22 protein-coding genes are annotated in these 24,769 nt (G+C 70.7%); 16 read left to right on the top strand and 6 right to left on the bottom strand.

Translation table 11 applies throughout. The features are described from left to right. The first annotated feature begins 83 nt into the window (after positions 1 to 83). The 4 genes from ABZ192_RS20650 (at position 84) to ABZ192_RS20635 (ending at position 6,380) form a co-directional block, all read left to right on the top strand. Positions 84 to 365, top strand: a complete 282-nt coding sequence (locus tag ABZ192_RS20650) for an acylphosphatase (RefSeq protein ID WP_356925897.1) — start codon at positions 84 to 86, stop codon at positions 363 to 365. Positions 366 to 746: 381 nt separating this feature from the next. Next, positions 747 to 950, top strand: a complete 204-nt coding sequence (locus ABZ192_RS20645; RefSeq protein WP_003993245.1) for a hypothetical protein — start codon at positions 747 to 749, stop codon at positions 948 to 950. A gap of 210 nt (positions 951 to 1,160) precedes the next feature. Beyond that, entirely contained in the window at positions 1,161 to 4,739 is a 3,579-nt protein-coding gene (gene smc / locus ABZ192_RS20640; RefSeq protein WP_356925896.1) for a chromosome segregation protein SMC, read from the top strand. A gap of 222 nt (positions 4,740 to 4,961) precedes the next feature. Beyond that, complete coding sequence (locus tag ABZ192_RS20635) at positions 4,962 to 6,380, top strand: sugar porter family MFS transporter (RefSeq protein WP_356925895.1); 1,419 nt, start codon at positions 4,962 to 4,964, stop codon at positions 6,378 to 6,380. A 111-nt stretch (positions 6,381 to 6,491) separates the two neighbouring features. Here the strand turns inward: ABZ192_RS20635 and ABZ192_RS20630 are convergent, their stop codons facing one another. Genes ABZ192_RS20630 through ABZ192_RS20620 form a run of 3 tightly spaced genes read right to left on the bottom strand, consistent with a single transcriptional unit; the run spans position 6,492 to position 7,893 of the window. After that, positions 6,492 to 6,671: a hypothetical protein gene (locus tag ABZ192_RS20630; protein WP_356925894.1), complete on the bottom strand. Its 180-nt coding sequence runs from the start codon at positions 6,669 to 6,671 to the stop codon at positions 6,492 to 6,494. Between the two features lie 9 nt (positions 6,672 to 6,680). Then, entirely contained in the window at positions 6,681 to 6,869 is a 189-nt protein-coding gene (locus ABZ192_RS20625) for a hypothetical protein (RefSeq protein ID WP_356925893.1), read from the bottom strand. 52 nt (positions 6,870 to 6,921) lie between these two features. Next, entirely contained in the window at positions 6,922 to 7,893 is a 972-nt protein-coding gene (locus tag ABZ192_RS20620; RefSeq protein WP_356925892.1) for an LLM class flavin-dependent oxidoreductase, read from the bottom strand. Between the two features lie 150 nt (positions 7,894 to 8,043). On the opposite strand from ABZ192_RS20620, the gene ftsY reads away from it, so the two are divergent. Beyond that, positions 8,044 to 9,243: a signal recognition particle-docking protein FtsY gene (gene ftsY, locus ABZ192_RS20615; protein ID WP_356925891.1), complete on the top strand. Its 1,200-nt coding sequence runs from the start codon at positions 8,044 to 8,046 to the stop codon at positions 9,241 to 9,243. A 110-nt stretch (positions 9,244 to 9,353) separates the two neighbouring features. Here the strand turns inward: ftsY and ABZ192_RS20610 are convergent, their stop codons facing one another. Beyond that, complete coding sequence (locus ABZ192_RS20610; RefSeq protein ID WP_356925890.1) at positions 9,354 to 10,019, bottom strand: bifunctional DNA primase/polymerase; 666 nt, start codon at positions 10,017 to 10,019, stop codon at positions 9,354 to 9,356. A 445-nt stretch (positions 10,020 to 10,464) separates the two neighbouring features. On the opposite strand from ABZ192_RS20610, the gene ABZ192_RS20605 reads away from it, so the two are divergent. The 5 genes from ABZ192_RS20605 (at position 10,465) to ffh (ending at position 18,083) form a co-directional block, all read left to right on the top strand. After that, positions 10,465 to 11,955 carry a hypothetical protein gene (locus ABZ192_RS20605; RefSeq protein WP_356925889.1) on the top strand — a complete coding sequence of 497 codons (1,491 nt, stop codon included), beginning with the start codon at positions 10,465 to 10,467 and terminating at the stop codon, positions 11,953 to 11,955. Positions 11,956 to 12,294: 339 nt separating this feature from the next. Next, positions 12,295 to 13,638, top strand: coding sequence for an ammonium transporter (locus ABZ192_RS20600; RefSeq protein WP_356925888.1), 1,344 nt, complete (start codon positions 12,295 to 12,297; stop codon positions 13,636 to 13,638). Beyond that, positions 13,635 to 13,973 carry a P-II family nitrogen regulator gene (locus tag ABZ192_RS20595; RefSeq protein ID WP_003993253.1) on the top strand — a complete coding sequence of 113 codons (339 nt, stop codon included), beginning with the start codon at positions 13,635 to 13,637 and terminating at the stop codon, positions 13,971 to 13,973. Before ABZ192_RS20600 ends, ABZ192_RS20595 begins: the two co-directional genes overlap by 4 nt. A gap of 28 nt (positions 13,974 to 14,001) precedes the next feature. Beyond that, entirely contained in the window at positions 14,002 to 16,449 is a 2,448-nt protein-coding gene (locus ABZ192_RS20590; RefSeq protein ID WP_356925887.1) for a [protein-PII] uridylyltransferase, read from the top strand. Between the two features lie 83 nt (positions 16,450 to 16,532). Continuing rightward, a complete protein-coding gene (gene ffh / locus ABZ192_RS20585; protein ID WP_356925886.1) occupies positions 16,533 to 18,083 on the top strand; it encodes a signal recognition particle protein in 1,551 nt (516 codons plus the stop codon). An 89-nt stretch (positions 18,084 to 18,172) separates the two neighbouring features. Here the strand turns inward: ffh and ABZ192_RS20580 are convergent, their stop codons facing one another. Continuing rightward, positions 18,173 to 18,775 (bottom strand): hypothetical protein, encoded by a 603-nt coding sequence (locus tag ABZ192_RS20580; RefSeq protein WP_356925885.1) that lies wholly within the window; start codon positions 18,773 to 18,775, stop codon positions 18,173 to 18,175. A 158-nt stretch (positions 18,776 to 18,933) separates the two neighbouring features. Continuing rightward, the gene (locus ABZ192_RS20575; protein WP_356925884.1) at positions 18,934 to 19,788 is read right to left on the bottom strand and encodes a methyltransferase domain-containing protein; all 855 of its coding nucleotides are present in this window, start codon (positions 19,786 to 19,788) and stop codon (positions 18,934 to 18,936) included. A gap of 199 nt (positions 19,789 to 19,987) precedes the next feature. On the opposite strand from ABZ192_RS20575, the gene proS reads away from it, so the two are divergent. The 6 genes from proS to trmD all read left to right on the top strand — a co-directional run bounded on the left by proS (position 19,988) and on the right by trmD (position 24,739). After that, the gene (gene proS / locus ABZ192_RS20570; protein ID WP_356925883.1) at positions 19,988 to 21,403 is read left to right on the top strand and encodes a proline--tRNA ligase; all 1,416 of its coding nucleotides are present in this window, start codon (positions 19,988 to 19,990) and stop codon (positions 21,401 to 21,403) included. Positions 21,404 to 21,671: 268 nt separating this feature from the next. Beyond that, positions 21,672 to 22,274: a hypothetical protein gene (locus ABZ192_RS20565; protein ID WP_020270731.1), complete on the top strand. Its 603-nt coding sequence runs from the start codon at positions 21,672 to 21,674 to the stop codon at positions 22,272 to 22,274. A 293-nt stretch (positions 22,275 to 22,567) separates the two neighbouring features. Continuing rightward, on the top strand, positions 22,568 to 22,987 hold the full coding sequence (gene rpsP, locus ABZ192_RS20560) for a 30S ribosomal protein S16 (RefSeq protein WP_356925882.1): 420 nt from the start codon (positions 22,568 to 22,570) through the stop codon (positions 22,985 to 22,987). Between the two features lie 2 nt (positions 22,988 to 22,989). Beyond that, entirely contained in the window at positions 22,990 to 23,229 is a 240-nt protein-coding gene (locus ABZ192_RS20555; protein WP_003973401.1) for an RNA-binding protein, read from the top strand. An 80-nt stretch (positions 23,230 to 23,309) separates the two neighbouring features. Beyond that, the gene (gene rimM, locus ABZ192_RS20550) at positions 23,310 to 23,906 is read left to right on the top strand and encodes a ribosome maturation factor RimM (RefSeq protein WP_356925881.1); all 597 of its coding nucleotides are present in this window, start codon (positions 23,310 to 23,312) and stop codon (positions 23,904 to 23,906) included. After that, positions 23,906 to 24,739, top strand: a complete 834-nt coding sequence (trmD, locus tag ABZ192_RS20545) for a tRNA (guanosine(37)-N1)-methyltransferase TrmD (protein ID WP_356925880.1) — start codon at positions 23,906 to 23,908, stop codon at positions 24,737 to 24,739. Before rimM ends, trmD begins: the two co-directional genes overlap by 1 nt. The last annotated feature ends 30 nt before the right edge of the window (positions 24,740 to 24,769 follow it).

Here is a 24,769-nt window from a genome sequence, read left to right as displayed (position 1 = left end):
TGAGATTCGTTGGGTGGGGACGGTACCGCATGGCGCAAGTGGAGGAAGTGCCCGGAGCGAGTTCGGGCGGTTAGGTTGCAGTCATGAGCGAGGATGTGCGACTGGTCGCCTGGGTGCGTGGACGCGTCCAAGGTGTGGGTTTCCGCTGGTTCACGCGAGCCAAGGCCCTGGAGATCGGCGGCCTGAGTGGTTTTGCTCTCAATTTGGGCGATGGACGCGTCCAAGTGGTCGCGGAGGGCGCGCGAGAGGGCTGCGAAGGCTTGCTGGAGTGGCTCCAGAGTGACGACACGCCCGGCCGCGTGGACGGGGTCACCGAGATCTGGGACACACCCCGCGGGGGCTACGAGGGCTTCGGCGTCCGCTGACCCCACACCACAGAGCGGCCCCCGGGGTCGCCCGCAGACCGGCCGCCGAGGGCCTCCCCGAACGGAAACATGCTGGTGATTGCCGAGAAGCACTTGCCTTGGCAGGCCGCACCCGCAAGGATGATCGCCACGCCCCGAAGGCCTCGCTGAAGCGCCGACACCGCCGTTCCAGGCCGTGCGCGCCCGGGTTGCCGCCAATACGGGGCGTGATCGTGTTGACCGTCAAACTTTTTGGTGAGACGCTGAAAGCACCCCGCGCACCTAGCTGTTTGGCATGGCTGAACGGCAGCACAACTCCAGGCCCTGCCAAGACTGCGGGTGCGGAATCCCTCACGACCCACACCGCATCGGTCGGTCACTCATTGTGGAGGACCATCCATCATGGCAAAGGCGCTTCTCGGTTACGTCGGCGGCTCCGACCCTCGACTCCTCGCCGAGATGCGACGGCTCCAGCAGCGCGTCCAGGACCTGGAATCCGAACTCGTACGGATCCAGGCCGAGAACGAGGCGCTGACGGCTGCCGCTTCTCACGACAGGATCATGGAGAGCGTTGACGCACACCAGGCGGAGCCTGCGCTCACCTGATCACTGCACCGCTCCACAACAGCACCGCAGTGGTTGGGCCGCCCGTCACAACCGCTGAGTTGTCAGAAGTACAAGGGACGCCCTAGGCGTCCCTTCTTTCTTGCCCCCGCATCCTTTCACCGTCTTTAACGTCTGGTGTGCCCTGTGCGTTCAGCGGCGAAACCGCGGGTTCATGGAGTGAGACGAACCCGGGCGGTAGAGTCCAGCGGCGTGCACCTCAAGGCCCTGACCCTCCGCGGGTTCAAGTCGTTCGCATCGGCGACCACACTCCGGTTCGAGCCGGGTATCACGTGCGTCGTCGGGCCGAACGGCTCGGGCAAGTCCAACGTCGTGGACGCGCTCAGCTGGGTCATGGGCGAGCAGGGCGCCAAGTCGCTGCGCGGCGGCAAGATGGAGGACGTCATCTTCGCCGGCACCACCGGCCGCCCCCCGCTGGGCCGGGCCGAGGTGTCCCTGACCATCGACAACTCCGACGGGGCCCTGCCCATCGAGTACGCCGAGGTCACCATCACGCGGATCATGTTCCGCAACGGCGGCAGCGAGTACCAGATCAACGGCGACACCTGCCGTCTGCTCGACATCCAGGAGCTGCTCTCCGACTCCGGCATCGGCCGCGAGATGCACGTCATCGTCGGGCAGGGCCAGCTCGACTCCGTGCTGCACGCCGACCCGATGGGCCGCCGGGCCTTCATCGAGGAGGCCGCCGGCGTCCTCAAGCACCGCAAGCGCAAGGAGAAGGCGCTGCGCAAGCTGGACGCGATGCAGGCCAACCTCGCGCGCGTGCAGGACCTCACCGACGAACTGAGACGCCAGCTCAAGCCCCTCGGCCGCCAGGCCGCCGTCGCGCGCCGCGCCGCCGTCATCCAGGCCGACCTGCGCGACGCCCGGCTGCGCCTGCTGGCCGACGACCTCGTACGGCTGAGGGAAGCCCTCAAGGCCGAGGTCGCCGACGAGGCCGCGCTGAAGGAACGCAAGGAGGCCGCCGAGCAGGAGCTGCGCAAGGCGCTCCAGCGGGAGGCCCTCCTGGAGGACGAGGTACGGCAGCTCACGCCGCGCCTCCAGCGCGCCCAGCAGACCTGGTACGAGCTCTCCCAGCTCGCCGAGCGGGTGCGCGGCACGATCTCGCTGGCCGACGCCCGCGTGAAGAGCGCCACCTCCGCGCCCCCCGAGGAACGGCGCGGCCGCGACCCGGAGGACATGGAGCGCGAGGCCGCCCGCATCCGCGAGCAGGAGGCCGAGCTGGAAGCGGCCCTGGAGGCGGCCGAACGCGCCCTCGAAGACACGGTCGCCCACCGCGCCGAGCTGGAGAGCGCCCTGGCACAGGAGGAACGGCGCCTGAAGGACGCCGCCCGCGCCATCGCCGACCGGCGCGAGGGCCTGGCCCGGCTCAGCGGCCAGGTCAACGCGGCCCGCTCCCGCGCCGCCTCCGCCCAGGCCGAGATCGAACGCCTGGCCGCCGCCCGCGACGAGGCGCAGGAACGTGCCGTCGCCGCCCAGGAGGAGTACGAGGCCCTCAAGGCCGAGGTCGACGGCCTGGACGCCGGCGACGTGGAACTCGCCGAGCAGCACGAGGCCGCGAAGCAGCAGCTCGCCGAGGCCGAGGCCGCCCTCACGGCAGCCCGCGAGGCGACCACGGCGGCCGAACGCAAGCGCGCCGCGACCCAGGCCCGCCACGAGGCCCTGGCACTCGGCCTGCGCCGCAAGGACGGCACGGGGATACTGCTCGCGGCGAAAGACCGCCTCTCCGGCCTTCTCGGCCCGGCGGCGGAACTCCTGACGGTGACCCCGGGCTACGAAGCCGCCCTGGCAGCGGCCTTCGGAGCTGCGGCGGACGCGATCGCCGTGACGACCCCGGCCTCGGCAGCCGACGCGATCAGACTTCTCCGCAAACAGGACGGAGGCCGGGCGACTCTGCTCCTGGCCGGAGATCCTCTCCCTAGGGGCGCGGGGAACTGCGCGACCAGCCACGACGAACCCGCAGACGCACGACACACCTTCGCCGCCGACCTGGTCCGTGGCCCCTCCGACCTCATGCCGGCCGTCCGACGGCTGCTCCACGGCATCGTCGTAGTCAGCACCCTCGAAGACGCCGAAGACCTCGTCTACGCCCACCCCCACCTCACCGCCGTAACGGCCGAAGGCGACCTCCTCGGCGCCCACTTCGCCCACGGCGGCTCCGCAGGCGCCCCCAGCCTCCTCGAAGTACAGGCCTCCGTGGACGAGGCAGCCGCAGAGCTGGAAGATCTGGCCGTCCGCTGCGAGGCGCTGACCGAGGCCCAGCAGGCGGCGGTGGAACGCCGCAGGGAGTGCGCCGCGCTGGTCGAGGAGCTGGGGGAGCGGCGCCGGGCCGCCGACCGGGAGAAGTCCGCCGTGGCGCAGCAGCTCGGCCGGCTCGCCGGGCAGGCGCGCGGCGCGGCGGGGGAGGCCGAGCGCTCCACCGCCGCCGCGGCCCGGGCCCAGGAGGCCCTCGACAAGGCGCTGCAGGAGGTCGAGGAACTCGCCGAGCGGCTCGCCGTCGCCGAGGAGATGCCGATCGAGGAGGAGCCCGACACCTCCGTACGGGACCGGCTCGCCGCCGACGGTGCCAACGCGCGGCAGACGGAGATGGAGGCCCGTCTCCAGGTCCGTACGCACGAGGAACGGGTCAAGGGCCTGGCCGGACGGGCCGACTCCCTGGACCGGGCCGCCCGCGCGGAACGCGAGGCACGTGCGCGTGCCGAGCAGCGGCGGGCCCGGCTGCGGCACGAGGCGGCGGTCGCCGAGGCCGTCGGCTCGGGTGCCCGGCAGCTGCTCGCGCACGTCGAGGTCTCCCTCACCCGCGCCGACGAGGAGCGCACCGCCGCCGAGGCCGCCAAGGCCCACCGCGAACAGGAACTCGCCCGCGCCCGCACGGAGGGACGCGATCTCAAGGCCGAACTCGACAAGTTGACGGATTCGGTCCACCGCGGCGAGGTACTCGGCGCCGAGAAGCGGCTGCGGATCGAGCAGCTGGAGACCAAGGCGCTGGAGGAGCTGGGTGTCGAACCGGCGGGGCTGGTGGTGGAGTACGGACCGCATCAGCTCGTGCCGCCCTCGCCCCCCGCCGAGGGCGAGGAGCTGCCGGAGGACCCGGAGCACCCGCGCAACCGGCCCAGGCCGTTCGTCCGGGCCGAGCAGGAGAAACGCCTGAAGTCGGCAGAGCGCGCCTACCAGCAGCTCGGCAAGGTGAACCCGCTCGCCCTGGAGGAGTTCGCGGCGCTGGAGGAACGCCACCAGTTCCTCAGCGAGCAGCTGGAGGACCTCAAGAAGACGCGGGCGGACCTCCTCCAGGTGGTGAAGGAGGTCGACGAGCGTGTCGAGCAGGTCTTCACCGAGGCCTACCGGGACACGGCCCGGGAGTTCGAGGGCGTCTTCAGCCGGCTGTTCCCGGGGGGTGAGGGGCGGCTGATCCTGACCGACCCCGACAACATGCTCACCACGGGCGTGGACGTCGAGGCCCGGCCGCCGGGCAAGAAGGTCAAGCGGCTGTCGCTGCTCTCCGGCGGGGAGCGGTCGCTGACCGCCGTGGCACTGCTCGTGTCGATCTTCAAGGCACGGCCCAGCCCGTTCTACGTCATGGACGAGGTCGAGGCCGCCCTCGACGACACCAACCTCCAGCGGCTCATCCGGATCATGCAGGAGCTCCAGGAAGCCTCCCAGCTGATCGTGATCACCCACCAGAAGCGCACGATGGAGGTCGCCGACGCGCTGTACGGCGTCTCCATGCAGGGCGACGGTGTGTCGAAGGTCATCAGCCAGCGTCTCCGCTAGATGGGTGTGCTCTACACCGGTCTCACCTGCGGCTCTCCGTGACTTCAATACTTGAACACATCACCGACACACTCCTGCCTCAGATTCACAGCTACTGACCTATTGACTTCGAAACTTGAAGGCATAGTCTCGGCAACGTTCCTTTTACCTTCAGGTACCTTCCGGTGGCACCTCGAAGGCTGATTCGCTCCGGCAGCGTTGCCGGTGGCCCGAGGAGTACACGTGACCAGCACAGCGCAGGCACCCAAGTCCGGAGCCAGGGCGGCTCATCCCGAGCATCTCGGGCATGTCATCTTCATCGCGGCGGCAGCCGCGATGGGTGGTTTCCTCTTCGGCTACGACAGTTCCGTGATCAACGGCGCCGTCGAGGCCATCCGGGACCGCTACGACGTCGGCTCCGCAGCCCTCGCCCAGGTCATCGCCATCGCCCTCATCGGCTGCGCCGTCGGCGCCGCGACCGCCGGCCGCATCGCCGACCGCATCGGCCGCATCCGGTGCATGCAGATCGCCGCCGTCCTCTTCACGGTCAGCGCCGTCGGCTCGGCCCTGCCCTTCGCGCTGTGGGACCTCGCCTTCTGGCGCGTCGTCGGCGGCTTCGCCATCGGCATGGCCTCCGTGATCGGCCCGGCCTACATCGCCGAGGTCGCCCCGCCCGCCTACCGCGGCCGTCTCGGCTCCTTCCAGCAGGCCGCGATCGTCATCGGCATCGCCGTGTCGCAGCTGGTCAACTGGGGTGTGCTGAACGCCGCCGACGGCGACCAGCGCGGCAAGCTGATGGGGCTGGAGGCCTGGCAGGTCATGCTCGGCGTCATGGTCGTCCCGGCCGTCCTCTACGGGCTGCTCTCCTTCGTCATCCCGGAGTCCCCGCGCTTCCTCATCTCCGTCGGCAAGCACGAGCGCGCCCGGGAGATCCTCACCGAGGTCGAGGGCAAGGACGTCGACCTGGACGCCCGTGTCACCGAGATCGAGCACGCCATGAAGAGCGAGCACAAGTCCAGCTTCAAGGACCTGCTCGGCGGCAGCTTCTTCTTCAAGCCGATCGTCTGGATCGGCATAGGCCTGTCGGTCTTCCAGCAGTTCGTCGGCATCAACGTCGCGTTCTACTACTCCTCGACGCTGTGGCAGTCGGTCGGCGTCGACCCGACGGACTCGTTCTTCTACTCCTTCACCACGTCGATCATCAACATCGTCGGCACCGTCATCGCGATGATCTTCGTCGACCGCATCGGCCGCCGGCCGCTCGCGATCATCGGCTCGGTCGGCATGGTCGTCGGCCTGGCGCTGGAGGCCTGGGCGTTCTCGCACCACCTGGTCGACGGCAAGCTGCCCGCCACGCAGGGCTGGATCGCCCTGATCGCCGCGCACGTCTTCGTCCTCTTCTTCGCCCTGTCCTGGGGTGTGGTCGTCTGGGTCTTCCTCGGCGAGATGTTCCCGAACAAGATCCGCGCCGCCGCCCTGGGCGTGGCCGCCGCCGCGCAGTGGATCGCCAACTGGGCGATCACCGCGAGCTTCCCGTCGCTGGCCGACTGGAACCTCTCCGCGACCTACGTGATCTACACGGTCTTCGCCGCGCTCTCCATCCCGTTCGTCCTGAAGTTCGTCAAGGAGACGAAGGGCAAGGCGCTGGAGGAGATGGGCTGAGCCCGTCCCGCACACTCGGGGAGGAGGGCCAAAGTCCCCGCTGCCCCTCTCCCCGTAACCCGCCGCCGCCCCGGTTCGGCCACTGCCCGAGCCGGGGCGGCGGTCCGTCGTTCACCAGATCAGGACGCCGGCACCACTGTCCAGGGCGCGCAGAGCGGTCGCCTCGATGTTCCGCAGCCGTGACTCGAGCTGGTGCCGGCGCTCCGCGATGCCGCGCGGCCGCTCGGTGGTGGCGGCGATCAGATCGAGGTTCGCCCGCAGCAGTGCCACCTCCCGCAGGAAGCCGGGCACCTCGCCGGGCTAGACGAACAGGTCGTCCTCGGCCAGGACCGGAAGATGACGGGCGCCCAGCGAGCGCACCGCCTCCGAACCCCACACCGTCCGGCGCCAGGCCTCGAAGCCGGCCGAGTCGTCGCACCCTTCCGGGACGTCGAGGACCCGCCACTCGCCGTTCGCGTCGCGCACGAACACATCCACCGCCAAGGTCATGCATGCAGTGCATCACCGACTGCGGACGCCGTTCCAGCGGATATCGGGCACGTCAGGCCGCCAGCCGCGGCAGCACCTGCTCGCAGAACAGGTGCAGACTGCGCCACCCCTCGTCGAGCGGCATCCCGCCCGCGAGCGGATGCAGCACGTAGGAGTCCAGGCCCAGCGCCACGCACGCGTCCGGCGTGAGGATCCGGTACACGCCCTCCGCGCGCAGATCCCCGACCGTCGTCGCCGTTGATTTCACTGCCGAGCGCACCCCGCCCGACTGCCAGGAGGCGTACGTCCGCGCCTCGTGCAGGAAGTGCTCCCCGTACTGGGCCCAGGCCCGGTCCGGGTCCTCGGCGACATGCAGCAGCGGTGTCTCGGCGGCGGGCATCATCACCCAGCCGTCGGTGCCGTACTCGGTGAGCCGCTCCTTGTAGTACGCCTCCAGCTCCGGCAGATGCGCGCTGGGGAAGAACGGCAGGCCGAGCCGGGCGGCCCGGCGGGCGGCCGCCTTGGAGGAGCCACCGACCAGGAGCAGGGGGTGCGGTTCGGTGTACGGACGCGGGGTGATGCGGACCGTGCGGCCCCGGAAGGCGAAGGGCTCGCCCGTCCACGCCTTCAGCAGTGTCTCCAGGAGCTCGTCCTGGAGCCGCCCGCGCCGGGCGAAGTCCACGCCGAACAGGTCGTACTCCTCGGGCCGGTACCCGATCCCGGCGACCGTCACCAGCCGGCCGCCGCTCAGCAGGTCCAGCACGGCGATCTCCTCGGCGAGCCGCAGCGGGTCGTGCAGCGGGCCGATGACCGCCGAGACCGTGACCGCGACACGCCGGGTCGCGCCGAAGACGGCCCCCGCGAAGGCGAACGGCGACGGCAGCCAGTTGTTGCCGGCCCCGTGGTGCTCCTCGGTCTGCACGGTGGTCACGCCCCGGTCGTCGGCGTACGAGGCCATCTCCAGGGCCGCCCGGTAGCGGGCGCCGAGCTCGGCGGGGGCGGCCCCGGGAGCGACGAGGTTGAAGCGTACGACCGAGACGGGCATGGGACGTCTCCCTTCACCGGGCGGGTGTCCGGAGGACGTTAGCTGACGGGGCGTCAGACATCCAGGGGTGTGGAGTTCCGGCGGCCCTGGCGACGGGAGGGCGGCACAAGCCGCGTGACCCGGGGCCCCATGACTGATACTGGACGCGTTATGGACATCGTCATCCTTGCTGTAGTCATCGCCGTGGTCGTGCTCGGCGCGCTCGGCGGGCTCATCGTCGGCAGCCGGCGCAAGAAGCAGCTGCCCCCGCCCCCGCCCGCAGCGCCCGACATCACCGCCCCACCGGCCGAGCCGCACGTCGGCGACGAGGCCGAGACGCCGCGGGAGGAACCGCGGCGCACGATAGAGGAGGTGGATCTCCCGGACGGCTCGGCTCCGGTCGTCGTCGAGGAGCCGCCCGCCGAGGCTCCCGGGATCGAGATCCCGGAGCCCACCGCGGGCCGCCTGGTCCGGCTGCGGGCCCGGCTCTCCCGCTCGCAGAACGCTCTCGGTAAGGGCCTGCTGACCCTGCTGTCGCGCGAGCACCTCGACGAGGACACCTGGGAGGAGATCGAGGACACGCTGCTCACCGCCGACGTCGGCGTGCAGCCCACCCAGGAACTGGTCGAGCGCCTGCGCGAGCGCGTGAAGGTGCTCGGCACCCGCACCCCCGACGAGCTGCGCACCCTGCTGCGTGAGGAACTGATCACGCTGGTCGGCCCGGACATGGACCGCGCGGTCAAGACCGAGCCGGAGGATCGCAAGCCCGGCATCGTGATGGTCGTCGGCGTCAACGGCACCGGCAAGACCACCACCACCGGCAAGCTCGCCCGTGTCCTGGTGGCCGACGGCCAGAGCGTCGTGCTCGGCGCCGCCGACACCTTCCGGGCCGCCGCCGCCGACCAGCTCCAGACCTGGGGCGAGCGCGTCGGCGCCCACACCGTGCGCGGACCGGAGGGCGGCGACCCGGCCTCCGTCGCCTTCGACGCGGTCAAGGAGGGCAAGGAGATGGGCGCGAACGTCGTGCTCATCGACACCGCCGGCCGGCTGCACACCAAGACCGGCCTCATGGACGAGCTCGGCAAGGTCAAGCGGGTCGTGGAGAAGCAGGCCCCGGTGGACGAGGTGCTGCTCGTGCTCGACGCCACCACCGGGCAGAACGGCCTGGTCCAGGCCCGGGTCTTCGCCGAGGTCGTCGACATCACCGGCATCGTCCTCACCAAGCTGGACGGCACGGCCAAGGGCGGCATCGTGGTCGCGGTCCAGCGCGAGCTGGGTGTCCCGGTGAAGCTGGTCGGGCTCGGAGAGGGCGCGGACGACCTGGCGCCGTTCGAGCCGGAGGCGTTCGTTGACGCTCTTATCGGAGAGTGAGCTGCGGCATCCGCCCGGCAGCCGTATCCGGAAGGTCGTATGCGGCAGCGAAGCGCCCGCCCCGACACACCGTCGGGCCGGGCGCTTCGCCGTGTCCGTCCCTGCTGTGGCTAGGCGCGTGACCGGTGTGCCACGTACGCCAGCGTGCCCAGCACCAGGCGGGCCTCCGGTGGCCGGGAGGCCGAGTCCAGGGCGGGGGAGCGCAGCCAGCGCACCGGGCCGAGACCGCCGCGGTCGGAGGGCGGCGCCGTGATGTGCGCGCCGGGGCCGAGGCCGCGCAGGTCGAGGGCGGCCGGGTCGTCCCAGCCCATGCGGTAGAGCAGGCCGGGCAGGTCGGCGGCGGCGCCGGGGGCGACGAGGAAGTGGGCGCGGCCGTCCGGCGTCGCCGCGACCGGGCCGACGGGCAGGCCCATGCGCTCCAGCCGGGCGAGTGCACGGCAGCCGGCGGGTTCGGCCACCTCGATGACGTCGAACGCCCGGCCGACCGGCAGCATCACCGAGGCGCCGGGGAACTCGCCCCAGATCTCGGTCACGTCGTCCAGCGTCGCCCCGGCGGGGATCACCGGCGCGAAGTCCAGGGGATGCGCGCCCGGCGCCGGACAGTCACGGCGGCCGCAGGAGCAGGCGCCTGCGGCGGCCCGGGCCCCCGGCACCACGTCCCAGCCCCACAGTCCGGTGTACTCGGCCACGGCCGTGACGTCCGACGTGCGACCGCGGCGGCGTGAGCCGGACCGGATGTCGCGCATGCCCCGGCTGATGCCGATCGTGAAGCCCATGCCCCCTCCAACGGGTCCGACGCGCCGGTAGTTACGCTGCGGACGCGATGCGTGACTCTCTGTTTCCGCCTTCCCGGCGACGACCGGTTCACGCCGCGCCCGGAAGTGGCCAGGGTGGTGTGCCCGGCGACACGCGCCCCTGAGTGCATCGCTGCACCCGCTCCTGGTTGTGCTGTGTCAAGTGAATCGCGGTCGTGCGCACGTGAGTTCATTCGAAGGGGTGGCGAATGGTGGCGTTTCCGTGTGAGGCGTGGCTGGACGGGTGATCGTAGGATTACTTTGTGTGCACGAGTCCTGGGGGCACATGCACTCGTGGGTATGCCGGAGGCAAGTCGGTATTCCGTTCGAAGGGTGACAAGGGCCGGACGGACGGCCGTACGAACCGGCATGCTGATAGGGCTTGGCGCACTCGGCGACAAGTGGTCTCAGGGATGGGGGCGTTCCAGTGAGCGGCAACGGCGGAAGCGGGACAAACGCTGCACACGCTGACAAGCGCCCGAACGAGCTGCTCACCTCCTGGTTCGTGCGCAGCGGCTGGTCCAAGGGCGAGCTGGCCCGCCAGGTGAACCGCCGGGCCCGCCAGCTGGGCGCCAACCACATCTCCACGGACACCTCGCGCGTGCGCCGCTGGCTCGACGGCGAGAACCCCCGCGAGCCGATCCCCAGGATCCTGTCCGAGCTGTTCTCGGAGCGCTTCGGCGTGGTCGTCTCCGTCGAGGACCTGGGGCTGCGCACCGCGCGCCAGTCACCCTCCGCGACCGGCGTCGACCTGCCGTGGACGGGCCCGCAGACCGTGGCCCTGCTCAGCGAGTTCTCGCGCAGCGACCTGATGCTGGCGCGGCGCGGCTTCCTCGGGAGCTCGCTGGTGCTGTCTGCGGGCCCGGCCCTCATCGAGCCCATGCAGCGCTGGCTCGTCCCCTCGCCCCCGGCCCCGCGCTCCGAGCCGGACCCCGCGGCCGGCGCCTCCGGGCGGGCCCGCGGCCGGCTCTCCAAGCCGGAGCTGGACCTCCTGGAGTCCACGACGGTGATGTTCCGGCAGTGGGACGCCCAGTGCGGCGGCGGCCTGCGCCGCAAGGCGGTCGTCGGCCAGCTCCACGAGGTGACGGACCTCCTCCAGGAGCCCCAGCCCGAGGCCACCACCCGGCGCCTGTTCAAGGTCGCCGCCGAGCTCGCCGAGCTGGCCGGCTGGATGTCGTACGACATCGGGCTCCAGCCGACCGCGCAGAAGTACTTCGTCCTCGCGCTGCACGCCGCCAAGGAGGCCGGTGACCGGCCCCTCGGCTCCTACGTGCTGTCCAGCATGAGCCGCCAGATGATCCACCTCGGCCGGCCCGACGACGCGCTGGAGCTGATCCACCTCGCGCAGTACGGCAGCCGGGACTGCGCGAGCCCGCGCACCCAGTCGATGCTGTATGCGATGGAGGCCCGCGCCTACGCCAACATGGGCCAGCCCGGCAAGTGCAAGCGGGCGGTCCGGATGGCCGAGGACATCTTCGCCGAGGCCGACGAGTGGGACGAGCCCGACCCCGACTGGATCCGCTTCTTCTCCGAGGCCGAGCTGTACGGCGAGAACTCGCACTCGTACCGCGACCTGGCCTATGTCGCCGGCCGCAGCCCGACGTACGCCTCACTGGCCGAGCCCCTGATGAAGCGGGCCGTGGAGCTCTTCGCCGAGGACGGCGAGCACCAGCGGTCGTACGCGCTGAACCTGATCGGCATGGCCACGGTCAACCTCCTCCAGCGCGAGCCCGAGCAGTGCACGGTCTACGCCTCCCAGGCCATGCAGGTCGCCAAGAAGGTCCGCTCCGAGCGGGTCAACACTCGTATTCGAAAGACGGTCGACACGGCCGCACGCGACTTCGGCGACCTGGGCGAGGTCGTCGACCTCACCGAGCGGCTCGCCGCCGAGCTGCCCGAGACGGCAGAGGCGGTCTGAGCTGCCCTCCTCCGAGAATCCGCCCACACCCTGAACCCCGGCCGCGGCCGGCCCTCCCGAACTGCCCGACTCGGCTCCCCCATGCCAGGTCATCGGAAGGCCGACCGCGGCCGGACCTGCTTCCTCGCGGAAGATTGCGTCACGATAACGATCGACGCGCCCGCCATCCGGCAGTTCATCGAGGCGTAACACACAGAGCGCCTTCGTCACGGCGGCGAAACAACGAGGGGCTTCCACCGAAACCGCGCTGCGCCAATCTCGTGGCGCATAACCGGCCCACCCCTCATTCCGCTCGAGGCTTCGCCCGCACGGGGCCGTACCAACGACGAGGAGACGCCGATGGCACCAGCCATCACCCTTGCCGCAGAAGCACCCAAGCTGTCTGCCGCCAACACAGGGTTCATGCTCATCTGTTCCGCCCTGGTGATGCTCATGACCCCGGGCCTGGCCTTCTTCTACGGAGGCATGGTCCGCGTCAAGAGCACCTTGAACATGCTGATGATGAGCTTCATCAGCCTCGGGATCGTCACCATCCTGTGGGTGCTGTACGGCTTCTCCATGGCGTTCGGCACCGACTCCGGCAGCCTCATCGGCTGGAACTCCGACTGGGTCGGCCTCAGCAACATCGGCCTGACCCAGCTGTGGGACGGCTACACGATCCCGGTCTTCGTGTTCCTGGTCTTCCAGCTGATGTTCGCGATCATCACGCCCGCCCTGATCAGCGGTGCCCTCGCCGACCGCGTGAAGTTCAGCGCGTGGGCGCTGTTCATCACGCTGTGGGCCACGGTCGTCTACTTCCCGGTCGCGCACTGGGTCTGGGGCGCCGGCGGCTGGGCCTTCGAGCTGGGTGTGATCGACTTCGCCGGTGGTACGGCGGTCCACATCAACGCCGGCGCCGCCGCGCTCGGCGTGATCCTGGTCATCGGCAAGCGCGTCGGCTTCAAGCGCGACCCGATGCGTCCGCACAGCCTGCCGCTGGTCATGCTCGGTGCCGGTCTGCTGTGGTTCGGCTGGTTCGGCTTCAACGCCGGCTCGTGGCTCGGCAACGACGACGGCGTCGGCGCGCTGATGTTCGTCAACACGCAGGTCGCCACCGCCGCCGCCATGCTGGCCTGGCTCGCCTACGAGAAGATCCGCCACGGCGCGTTCACCACGCTGGGTGCCGCCTCCGGCGCCGTCGCCGGTCTGGTCGCCATCACCCCGGCCGGTGGCGCGGTCAGCCCGCTCGGCGCGATCGCCGTCGGCGTCATCGCCGGTGTGCTGTGCGCCATGGCCGTCGGCCTGAAGTACAAGTTCGGCTACGACGACTCGCTCGACGTCGTCGGCGTCCACCTGGTCGGCGGTGTCGTCGGCTCCCTGCTGATCGGCTTCTTCGCCAGCGGCCACGGCCAGTCCGACGTCGCGGGCCTCTTCTACGGCGGCGGCCTGACCCAGTTCTGGAAGCAGTGCGCCGGTGTCTTCGCGGTGCTCGCCTACTCGCTGATCGTCTCCGCGATCCTCGCCTTCATCCTCGACAAGACCATCGGTATGCGGGTCCCCGAGGACGACGAGATCGCCGGCATCGACCAGGCCGAGCACGCCGAGACCGCATACGACTTCAGCGGCGCCGGTGGCGGTGCCGCCAAGACCGCCGCCGTCGCGGCCGCCGTGGCCGGAGCCGAGAGCAAGAAGGTGGACGCATGAAGCTCATCACCGCCGTCGTGAAGCCGCACCGGCTCGACGAGATCAAGGAAGCCCTCCAGGCCTTCGGAGTGCACGGCCTGACGGTCACCGAGGCCAGCGGCTACGGTCGTCAGCGGGGCCACACCGAGGTCTACCGCGGTGCCGAGTACACGGTCGACCTGGTCCCGAAGATCCGCATCGAGGTCCTGGTCGAGGACGACGACGCCGAGCAGCTGATCGATGTCGTGGTCAAGGCGGCCCGCACCGGCAAGATCGGTGACGGCAAGGTCTGGTCCATCCCGGTCGACACGGCCGTACGGGTCCGGACCGGCGAGCGCGGCCCCGACGCGCTCTGAGGCAGGCAAACAGAACAGGAGTCGCTGGGTGACGGGTACGGACGTGCAGAAGGAAGCAGAGGATTCGGGACCCAGCGGCTACGCGGCGGCCCGGCTGCGTCTCCTCACCGAGGAGGCGCGGTCCGGGCCGCCGCGCCGTGCGGCCCTGGCCGACCTCACGGACGACTGGCTCACCGGCCTGTTCGCCGCGGGCGCGGAAGGGCTGCGCGGAGTCTCCCTGGTCGCCGTCGGCGGCTACGGCCGCGGCGAGCTCTCCCCGCGCAGCGACCTCGACCTGCTCCTGCTGCACGACGGCAGCGACGCCAAGGCGGTCGCCGCCCTCGCCGACCGGCTCTGGTACCCGGTGTGGGACCTGGGCCTGGCCCTCGACCACTCGGTCCGCACGCCCGCCGAGGCCCGCAAGACCGCGGGGGAGGACCTCAAGGTCCAGCTCGGCCTGCTGGACGCCCGGCACCTCGCCGGTGACCTCGGCCTCACCGCCGGGCTCCGTACGGCCGTGCTGGCCGACTGGCGCAACCAGGCGCCCAAACGCCTCCCCGAACTCCAGGAACTGTGCGCCGAACGCGCCGAGCGCCAGGGCGAGCTGCAGTACCTCCTGGAACCCGATCTGAAGGAGGCCCGCGGCGGGCTGCGCGACGCCACCGCGCTGCGTGCCGTCGCCGCCTCCTGGCTCGCCGACGCCCCGCGCGAGGGCCTCGCCGACGCCCGGCGCCGGCTCCTCGACGTACGGGACGCCCTGCACCTGGCCACCGGGAGGGCCACCGACCGGCTCGCCCTCCAGGAGCAGGACCAGGTGGCCGCCGAGCTCGGCCTGCTCGACGCGGACACGCTGCTGCGGCAGGTCTACGAAGCGGCGCGGCTCATCTCGTACGCCAGTGACGTCACCTGGCGTGAGGTGGGGCGCGTACTGCGGTCGCGCGCCGTGCGGCCCCGGCTGCGCGCCATGCTGGGCGGCGGGAAGCCGACCGCCGAGCGTTCTCCGCTGGCGGAAGGCGTCGTGGAGCAGGACGGCGAGGTGGTGCTCGCCCGCGCCGCACGCCCCGAGCGCGATCCCGTGCTGCCGCTGCGCGCCGCAGCCGCGGCGGCCCAGGCCGGACTCCCGCTGTCCCTGCACGCCGTACGGCGCATGGCGGCCACCGTGCGCCCGCTGCCCACGCCCTGGCCCGCCGAGGCGCGCGAACAGCTCGTCACCCTGCTCGGCTCCGGCCGACCGACCATCGAGGTCTGGGAGGCGCTGGAGGCCGAGGGGCTGATCACGCGGCTGCTGCCCGACTGGGAGCGGGTGCGGTGCCGCCCGCAGCGCAACGCCGTGCACCTGTGGACCGTCGACCGGCATCTCATCGAGACCGCCGTGCGCGCCTCCGAGTTCACCCGCCGTGTCAGCCGCCCCGACCTGCTGCTGGTCGCCGCGCTGCTGCACGACATCGGCAAGGGCTGGCCCGGCGACCACTCGGTGGCCGGCGAGATCATCGCCAAGGACGTGGCCGCCCGCATCGGCTTCGACCGCCACGACGTGACGGTCGTCGCCACCCTCGTCCGCCATCACCTGCTGCTCGTCGAGACGGCCACCCGGCGCGACCTGGAGGACCCGGCCACCGTGCGCTCGGTCGCCGAGGCCGTCGGCTCCCAGAGCACCCTGGAACTGCTGCACGCGCTCACCGAGGCCGACGCCCTGGCCACCGGCCCGGCCGCCTGGTCGTCCTGGCGCGGCTCGCTCGTCGCCGACCTGGTCGAGCGCGTCTCGGCGGTGCTCGCCGGGGACGCCCCGGACGATCCCGAGGACGCCGCCCCGACCGCCGAGCAGGAGCGGCTCGCCATCGAGGCGGTCGCGACGGGCAGCCCGGTCCTCTCCCTGCGGGCCCAGACCGAACCGCCCGCCGGGCAGGAACCCTCCGGCGACCCCGAGCCGCTCGGCGTGGAGCTGCTCATCGCCGTCCCCGACCAGCCGGGTGTGCTGCCCGCGGTGGCCGGTGTCCTCGCCATGCACCGGCTGACCGTACGGACGGCGGAGCTGCGGTCCCTGACCCTCCCGGACGGCGTCGACGGCTCGGTCCTGCTGCTGGACTGGCGGGTCGCCGCCGAGTACGGCTCCCTGCCGCAGGCCGCCCGCCTGCGCGCCGACCTCGTGCGGGCGCTGGACGGCTCCCTGGACATCGCCGGCCGTCTCGCCGAACGGGACGCGGCCTATCCGCGCCGCCGGGGCGTGGTGGCCCCGCCGCCCCGGGTGTCGGTCCACCCGGCCGCCTCCCGGCTGGCCACCGTCATCGAGGTCCGTTCCCAGGACGCCCCGGGCCTGCTGTTCCGCATCGGCCGCGCCCTGGAGGACGCGAGCGTACTGGTGCGCAGCGCGCACGTCTCGACCCTCGGCGCCAACGCCGTCGACGCCTTCTACGTGACCGGTCCGAAGGGCGTGCCGCTGCCCGGTGACGAGGCCGAGTCGGTGGCGCGGAAGCTGGAGGAGACACTGCGTGGGTGAGGGCGACCCGGCGACTTGTCACGCCGGGATACCCTGGAGGGCGATTCCCCAGTCTGTCTCCGACCCCGAGGACCGCGAGCGCCGTGTTCGATACTCTTTCCGATCGCCTCTCAGCGACCTTCAAGAACCTGCGCGGCAAGGGACGGCTCTCCGAGGCGGACATCGACGCCACGGCGCGCGAGATCCGGATCGCGCTCCTCGAGGCGGATGTGGCGCTGCCGGTCGTCCGTACGTTCATCAAGAACGTCAAGGAGCGCGCGCTCGGCGCAGAGGTCTCGCGGGCGCTGAACCCTGCCCAGCAGGTTCTCAAGATCGTCAACGACGAGCTGGTCACCATCCTCGGTGGCGAGACCCGGCGTCTGCGCTTCGCCAAGCAGCCGCCCACCGTGATCATGCTGGCGGGTCTGCAGGGTGCCGGTAAGACCACCCTCGCGGGCAAGCTCGGCCGCTGGCTGAAGGAGCAGGGCCACTCGCCGCTGCTGGTCGCCTGTGACCTCCAGCGCCCGAACGCCGTGAACCAGCTCAGCGTCGTCGCCGAGCGCGCGGGCGTCAGCGTCTACGCGCCGGAGCCGGGCAACGGCGTCGGTGACCCGGTCAAGGTCGCCAAGGACTCGATCGAGTTCGCCAAGTCCAAGGTCCACGACATCGTGATCGTGGACACCGCCGGCCGCCTGGGCATCGACCAGGAGATGATGCAGCAGGCTGCGGACATCCGGGACGCGGTCAGCCCCGACGAGATCCTGTTCGTCGTCGACGCGATGATCGGTCAGGACGCGGTCAACACCGCCGAGGCCTTCCGCGACGGCGTCGGCTTCGACGGCGTGGTGCTCTCCAAGCTCGACGGTGACGCCCGCGGTGGTGCCGCCCTGTCGATCCGGCAGATCACCGGCAAGCCGATCATGTTCGCGTCGAACGGCGAGAAGCTCGACGACTTCGACGCCTTCCACCCGGACCGGATGGCCTCCCGCATCCTCGACATGGGTGACCTGCTCACCCTGATCGAGCAGGCGGAGAAGACCTTCGACCAGGCCGAAGCCCAGAAGATGGCCGAGAAGCTGGCCTCCAAGAAGGGACAGGACTTCACCCTCGACGACTTCCTGGCCCAGATGGAGCAGGTCAGGAAGATGGGCTCCATCTCCAAGCTGCTCGGCATGCTCCCGGGCATGGGCCAGATGAAGGACCAGATCAACAACCTGGACGAGCGGGACGTCGACCGCACGGCCGCCATCATCAAGTCGATGACCCCGGCCGAGCGCCAGGAGCCGACGATCATCAACGGCTCGCGCCGCGCCCGCATCGCTCGGGGTTCCGGTGTCGACGTCAGCGCGGTGAAGAACCTGGTCGAGCGGTTCTTCGAGGCCCGCAAGATGATGTCCCGCATGGCCCAGGGCGGCGGCATGCCCGGGATGCCCGGGATGCCGGGCATGGGCGGCGGACCCGGCCGGGCGAAGAAGAAGCAGAAGCAGGCCAAGGGCAAGCAGCGCTCCGGCAACCCGATGAAGCGCAAGCAGCAGGAGCAGGAGGCCGCCGCCCGGCGCGCGGCCGCCGCCGAGGGCGGAGGCGCCTTCGGGCTGCCGCAGCAGGGCGCCAAGGACTTCGAACTCCCCGACGAGTTCAAGAAGTTCATGGGCTGACGGCCCGTACCGCACGACACCGAGGGCGCCCCTTTTCGAAAGGGGGCGCCCTCGGTGGTCTGTCGGTGGTTCGTCGACGGCCTGCCCGGTCAGGCGTTCGGGAACTTCCAGATGTAAGGCTCGCCGTCCTCCTCGGACCAGTGGACCTCGACGCTCTTGGCGTTCGCCGGGATCACGTACGTCTCGCAGAAGACGTGGCTCTCACCCTTCTTCCAGCTCTCGACGTCGTACGGATCCTCGCAGCCCGTCGCGTCCTCGGACGCGCCGATGAGGATGGTGCCGCGCTGTCCGTCGGCGAAGACCGTGGTGCCGTCGTCCACGTCGGTTCCGTCGGTCAGGGCGGGGCCACCCTTGTGCGTGTACTTCACGTGGGCGACGGCCAGCACCTTGCCCTTGACCTTGTCCGGCTGCGAGACGGCCTTGGCCGCCTCCGCCTCGGTGCCCACGTCGACCTTCTGTGCCACGACCTCGTAGGTGACCTCGCCCGGGTCCTCCGCGACCTTGCCCGTGGCGCTCTCGCCGGTCTCCATGTCGCCGCCGGAAGACGGCTCCGGCGAAGGGAAGACCTTGGCCTTCTCGGTGTCCGGGCTCTTCGCGTCGGCCTTGTCGCCGCCGCCACCGCAGGCGGTGAGCGCCAGAGCGAGGACGGCGACGGGCGCGACGAGACGCAGCGCGGTCTTGTGGTGCGGCACAACAGCTCCTGTATGCAGATGTGTAGGTTCCCCGAGCGGTGGATCACATTAAGCGTTCATGATCCACTTGGGGAAACCAGAAGCACGCCATGGTGCTTTCTTCACACCATTCACACCTGCACTGAAGATCTGTTCGCTAAGGAGTCCGGGCGATCACGTCACGGCGTCCGGGCGATCAGATACCGGAACACGTTCGGCATCCACACCGTCCCGTCCGGCCGCTGGTGCGGATGCAGAGCCTCGGTCAGCTCCTTGTCCACCTGCACCTGGTCCGTCGCCGTGATCGCCGCGTCGAACAGCCCCGTCGACTTGAGCCCGCGCACCGCGCTGTCCACATCGGCGTACCCGAAGGGGCACGCCACCCGCCCCGACCCGTCCGGCCTGAGACCGGCCCGCTGGGCGACGTCCTCCAGGTCGTCGCGCAGGGCGGGGCGCCAGCTGCCCGCGCTGCGCAGCGGCTCCGCCAGCTTGGTGGCGACCCGCAGCACGGACGTCGTCGCGCACCGCTCCGGCGGACCCCAGCCGGCCAGCACCACGGCCGCTCCGCGACCCGCCAGCGGCGTCGCCTCCGCGAGCAGCCCGCCCAGCCCGTCCGAGTCGCCCGCCAGACACCCGATCGGCTCGAAGGCGGTCACCAGGGTGTACGCCGGAGCGCCCGGCCGTGCCGTGTCCCGGGGCGAGCCGTCGACCAGCCGGTTGCCGTCACGCGCGCGCCCGGCCCCGCCCTCGGGCAGCAGTCGCTCCCGTGCGAGGGCCATTCTTTCGGGGGAAGCGTCGACACCGGTGACCGCCGCTCCCCGGGCGGCGGCCATCAGCAGGGCGAGTCCGGAACCGCAGCCGAGGCCGAGCAGCCGCGTCGCGGGACCCACGTCCAGTCGCTCGTAGACGGCCTCGTAGAGCGGTACGAGCATCCGCTCCTGGATTTCGGACCAGTCACGCGCGCGTGCACGCAGGTCCACGCGGGGTGCGGACCCCGCGTGAGGCAGGTGCTGCCGCACGAGCGTAGGTGTCATAAGTAAGCGCCCCAATCCGCCGAGAGTTGCCTCTTGCCCGATTCCATGGCCCCCGTGACAGTGCGCTCGCACTACCCCCGTATGCCAGGAAACTCCCCCCTCGACCTGTCGTCCAGTGGAAAGCGGCACGGCATATGAGTTGTCATGTGCCTATGGCGAGATTTCACATTCCGGCAACGTGGGCCCGTACGATCTCGCCATGGCCAAGACACCCGTTCTCACCCCCCAGGCGGACGATTTCCCGCGCTGGTACCAGGACTTGATCACCAAGGCGGAGCTCGCCGACAACGGTCCGGTGCGCGGCACCATGGTCATCCGACCGTACGGATACGGGCTGTGGGAGCGGATGCAGGGCGAGATGGACGCCCGCATCAAGGAGACGGGCACTCAAAACGCGTACTTCCCGCTCCTGATCCCGCAGTCGTACCTCACGCGCGAGGCGGACCACGTCGAGGGCTTCGCGCCCGAGCTGGCCGTGGTCACGCACGGCGGCGGCAAGGAACTCGAAGAGCCCGCCGTGGTCCGGCCCACCTCCGAGATGATCATCAACGACTACTTCTCGAAGTGGGTCCAGAGCTACCGCGACCTGCCGCTGCTCATCAACCAGTGGGCGAACGTCGTGCGCTGGGAGCTGCGGCCCCGTCTGTTCCTGCGCACCACCGAGTTCCTCTGGCAGGAGGGCCACACCGCGCACGCCACGTACGAGGAGGCGCGCGATTTCGCCGCGCACATTCACCGGAAGGTCTACGAGGACTTCATGGTGAACGTCCTCGCGATGGACGTCGTCCCCGGCCGCAAGACCGTCAAGGAGCGGTTCGCCGGTGCCATCAACACCCTCACGCTCGAAGGCATGATGGGCGACGGCAAGGCCCTCCAGATGGCCACCAGCCATGAACTGGGCCAGAACTTCGCCAAGGCCTTCAACACCCAGTACCTGTCGAAGGACGGCCGGCAGGAGCTGGTCTGGCAGACCTCCTGGGGTTCCACCACCCGCATGATCGGTGCCCTGGTGATGATGCACGGCGACGACAACGGCCTGCGCGTCCCGCCGCGGCTGGCGCAGACCCAGGCCGTGGTGCTCGCGATCAAGGGCGACGAGGCGGTTCTGGCCAAGGTCCGCGAGCTCGGCGACCGGTTGAAGGCGGCCGGGATCCGCGTCCACGTGGACGACCGCACCGACACCCCCTTCGGCCGCCGCGCCGTCGACTGGGAGCTCAAGGGCGTGCCGGTCCGGATCGAGATCGGCCCGCGCGACCTGGAGAACGGCACCGCGATGCTGGCCCGCCGCATCCCGGGAGGCAAGGAGCCGGTCTCGCTGGACGCCCTGGTGTCGCTGCTGCCGCAGGTCCTCGAAGCGGACCAGGCCCTGCTGCTCAAGCAGTCCCGGGAGCGCCGGGAGTCTCGCACCAGCGAGGTCTCGACGATCGACGAGGCGGTCGAGGTGGCCGGCGCGGGCGGCTGGGCGCGCATCCCGTGGGCGGTGCTCGGCGAGGAGGGCGAGGCCAAGCTGGCCGACCACGCGGCGACCGTACGGTGTCTGGTCGCCGAGGACGGGTCGGTGCCGGACGCCGACGACGCACCCGGTAACGTCGCGGTCGTCGCGCGCGCTTACTGAGTCGCGGCACGCGCTGACTGAGTGGGGCGCGAGCGACCGAAATGCCTCTTGCGTAACCGCGGACCTCAAAGCCCCCGGCGCGTACATGCTCTACGCGCCGGGGCGTACGCGGGACTACGCACCACCTTGTGGTGAGCTGTGAGGCTTCTCCACAGATCAGCGCACCCGCCCTCGTCGGGACGCATCAGAGGCAACTGACGGGTACGTGCAAATTATTTGGGATGCCCCGGAATCGGAACACTGGGGCACCCCGGCTCGTTGTCATTACGTGAGCACGACACAGACACCACCTGTTCTCGCCGCAGAGCTGGCACAGGCGTGGGCCGACATCCAGCGGTACCACCCCGAGCTGCCCGACCTTGCCGCGCCAGAGTCCCTGATCGGGGAGTCGTCGTCCGCGTGCGGGCACGAGCTCTCCTTCGAGCGACTGCTCCATGAGGCAGTCCATGGCATCGCCGCCGCCCGCGGCGTCCGCGACACCTCCCGTGCCGGCCGCTACCACAACCGCAGATTCCTCGCGATCGCCGAGGAGCTGGGCCTGGACCACCCCGAGGAACCGCATCCCAGCAGCGGCTTCTCCCTGGTCACGCTCACCCCCGAGGCGAAGCGCCGCTATCGCCCGACGATGGAGCGCCTCCAGCGCGCCCTGAAGGCCCATACGGCCGCGACCTCCTCCGACACCTCCCGCACCTTCCGGGGCCCGGCCGCCCGGCACGGCTCCTCCGGCGGCGGCGTCCGCGTCAAGGCGGTCTGCGACTGCGGCCGCAACGTACGCGTCGTGCCGTCGGTCCTCGCCCAGGCGCCGATCGTCTGCGGCGGCTGCGGCAAGCCGTTCCGGATCCCGGACGTGGTGGGAGCGGTGGCCGGCTGACGTCCGCACCGGCATCTCGTGGCTGCCGGTCGGGACAGCACCGCCACCGCAGGGCAGGGCACCCGACGTACTTCACCTCCACGCCGGGTGCCCCTTCGGCCTGCCCCGAGCCGCGGCGAACCCCGCGGTCAAAGCCGCCCGGCGGGGTGTGGCACAATGGCTAGCTGTACTCGACAGCCGCACAGGACCCCTCTCTCCTCCGGCTGACGCGTCCATCGGGCACTCGGGTACCGCAACCCCACGCGGCCATCTCGCCGTGCCCAACCACGTCAAATCCAGGAGAACCCACTCCCGTGGCAGTCAAGATCAAGCTGAAGCGTCTGGGCAAGATCCGTTCGCCTCACTACCGCATCGTCGTCGCCGACTCCCGTACCCGTCGTGACGGTCGTGCGATCGAGGAGATCGGCAAGTACCACCCGACGTACAACCCGTCGGTGATGGAGGTCGACGCCGAGCGTGTGGCGTACTGGCTCGGTGTCGGCGCCCAGCCGACCGAGCCCGTGAAGGCCATCCTCAAGAAGACCGGCGACTGGCAGAAGTTCAAGGGCGAGCCCGCCCCGGCTCCGCTGCTGACGGCGCCCGAGAAGGCTGCGCGCCCGTCGTTCGAGGCTCTCGGCGGTGACGACGAGGGCAAGGGTGAGGCGATCACCCAGAAGAAGAAGGCTGAGAAGAAGGACGAGGCCGGCGCCGAGTCCGCTTCGACCGAGGCCTGAGCATGCTCGAGGAGGCTCTCGAGCACCTCGTGAAGGGCATCGTCGACAACCCTGACGATGTGCAGGTCGCCTCGCGCAACCTGCGCCGCGGGCGGGTGCTCGAGGTCCGGGTCCACCCGGACGACCTCGGCAAGGTGATCGGCCGCAACGGCCGCACCGCACGCGCCCTGCGTACCGTCGTGGGCGCCATCGGCGGTCGCGGTGTCCGCGTCGACCTCGTCGACGTGGACCACGTCCGCTGACGCTTATCGCAACCGGCTCGGGCCGGGGACGGCCTGAGGGCCGTCCCCGGCCCGCAGTCGTATGACAGGAGACTGGACACGTGCAGTTGGTAGTCGCACGGATCGGCCGCGCCCACGGCATCAAGGGCGAGGTCACCGTCGAGGTACGGACCGACGAGCCTGAGCTGAGGCTCGCCCCCGGCGCCGTACTCGCCACCGATCCCGCCGCCGCGGGACCCCTCACCATCGAGACGGGCCGCGTCCACAGCGGCCGTCTCCTGCTGCGCTTCGAGGGCGTCAGCGACCGCACGGGGGCCGAGGCCCTGCGCAACACCCTCCTGATCGCCGAGATCGACCCGGAGGAACTGCCCGAGGGCGAGGGCGAGTACTACGACCACCAGCTGATCGACCTCGACGTGGTCACCGCGGACGGCACGGAGGTCGGCCGGATCACGGAGATCTCGCACCTGCCCACCCAGGACCTGTTCATCGTGGAGCGCCCCGACGGCAGCGAGGTGATGATCCCCTTCGTCGAGGAGATCGTCGCCGAGATCGACCTGGAGGAGCAGAAGGCCGTCATCACCCCGCCGCCGGGCCTGATCGACGACCGCGCGGAGATCGCGTCCAGCCGGGAAGAGACCGCCGGTGGGGAAGAGACCGCCGACGGGGAAGAGGCCGCCCGCGGGGAAGAGTCGTAATGCGTCTCGACGTCGTCACGATCTTCCCCGAGTACCTGGAACCGCTGAACGTCTCCCTCGTCGGCAAGGCACGCGCGCGTGGACAGCTGAACGTCCACGTCCACGACCTGCGTTCCTGGACCCACGACCGCCACAACACCGTCGACGACACGCCCTACGGCGGCGGCCCCGGCATGGTCATGAAGACCGAGCCCTGGGGAGAGGCGCTGGACTCCGTCCTGGCCGACGGCTACGAGAACGGCTCCCACGCCCCCGCCCTCATCGTGCCCACACCCAGCGGCCGCCCCTTCACCCAGGAGCTCGCCGTCCACCTCTCCGAGCGGCCCTGGCTGATCTTCACGCCGGCCCGCTACGAGGGCATCGACCGGCGCGTCGTCGAGGAGTACGCGACGCGGATGCCGGTGTACGAGGTGTCCATCGGCGACTACGTCCTGGCCGGTGGCGAGGCGGCGGTCCTCGTCGTCACGGAGGCCGTGGCGCGCCTGCTGCCCGGCGTCCTGGGCAACGCCGAGTCCCACCGCGACGACTCCTTCGCACCCGGCGCCATGGCGAGCCTGCTGGAGGGGCCCGTGTACACCAAGCCGCCCGAGTGGCGCGGCCGGGACATCCCCGACGTGCTGCTCAGCGGCCACCACGGGAAGATCGCCCGCTGGCGGCGGGACGAGGCCCTGAAGCGCACCACCGCCCACCGGCCCGACCTCATCGAGCGGTGCGACCCCAAGGTCTTCGACAAGAAGGACCGCGAGATGCTGTCCATCCTGGGCTGGGCGCCGGATCCGGCGGGGGAGCCGTACGGCCGATTTTGGCGCAGGACCGACGGCGTGGAAGAATAGCCAGCTGTTGTGCGTCCGTCCGGCGCGCGC

Source organism: Streptomyces sp. NPDC006235 (assembly GCF_040613735.1).
Classification (GTDB): domain Bacteria; phylum Actinomycetota; class Actinomycetes; order Streptomycetales; family Streptomycetaceae; genus Streptomyces.
Note: the sequence above shows the minus strand (reverse complement) of the source record. Positions and strands in the feature narration are given on the sequence as shown.